Raw genomic sequence first — 1,114 nt, 5'->3', positions numbered from 1 at the left:
CCCCATGTCCCCCCACGGCGACCCGGAGCCCCGAGCCCTCAGGGTCTGCCGCCCTCCCGGTTCCTGTCTCCCCCGGGGAACGGCGGACAACCCCGCGACCGTGTCACTCGAAGGTGGGGTGTTCGCCGTGATCACCGGCTGTTCGAATAAAGGTTCGATAGGCTGAGACGGCGGTCACAGGAGTGGGGGTCTCACACGCATGGTGCGACGGATCGACGTGACGGGGGCGGACGCAATCCAGCTGGCCGCCTGGGAATTCGCGGACCCGCCCAAGACGGGCCCGGAGGCCGGGACGAGCCCCGCCGGGCCCTCAGCCCCGGCGCGCGGCGCCCGCAAACCCCCCGGCGTGCTGTTACTGCACGGTCTCATGGGCCGCGCCTCCCACTGGGCCGGCACCGCCCGCTGGCTCGCCGACCGCTACCGCCCCGTCGCCCTCGACCAGCGCGGACACGGCCGCAGCGACAAACTCGAGGACGCCCGCTACGACCGGGAGGCCTACGTCGCCGACGCCGAGGCCGTTCTCGAACAGCTCGATCTGGGCCCTGTCGCCCTCGTCGGTCACGCCATGGGCGCGCTCACCGCCTGGCAGCTCGCCGCCAAGCGGCCCGACCTCGTGCAGGCGCTCGTCATCAGCGACATGCGGGCCTCCGCGCTCGGCGAGCAGTCGCAGCACGAATGGCAGCACTGGTTCGACTCCTGGCCCGTGCCGTTCGCCACGCTCGCCGACGTCCGCAAGTGGTTCGGTGAGGACGATCCCGCCCTGGAGCGCTCCCGGCCCTCCCGCGGCGCCTACTTCGCCGAGGTGATGGCGGAGGAGGAGGACGGGTGGCGGCCGGTCTTCTCCCCGGGAGTGATGATGCGGGTCCGCGAGGCCTGGGTCCATGACGCGCACTGGGACGAGTTGGCCCAGGTGCGCTGCCCGACCCTCGTCGTGCGCGGCCTCGACGGCGAGTTGGGCAGGGCCGAGGCCCAGGAGATGGTGCGGGTGCTGCCGCGCGGGATCTACGCCGAGGTGACGGAAGCGGGACACCTCATCCACTACGACCAGCCGGAGGAGTGGCGCAGAGTCGTCGAACCCTTCCTCCAAGCCACCCTCCCAACCGGAGGCTGACCC

1 protein-coding gene is annotated in these 1,114 nt (G+C 72.1%); it reads left to right on the top strand.

Annotated elements, in window-relative coordinates; all coding sequences use genetic code 11:
- Positions 1-199: 199 nt before the first annotated feature.
- Positions 200-1,111: an alpha/beta fold hydrolase gene (locus AB8Z75_RS35015; RefSeq protein WP_369209187.1), complete on the top strand. Its 912-nt coding sequence runs from the start codon at positions 200-202 to the stop codon at positions 1,109-1,111.
- Positions 1,112-1,114: the final 3 nt, after the last annotated feature.

Origin of the sequence: Streptomyces sp. PU-14G (assembly GCF_041028275.1) — a bacterium.
Classification (GTDB): domain Bacteria; phylum Actinomycetota; class Actinomycetes; order Streptomycetales; family Streptomycetaceae; genus Streptomyces.
The sequence above is the reverse complement of the archived record's forward strand: the minus strand, read 5'-3'. Positions and strand labels throughout refer to the sequence as shown.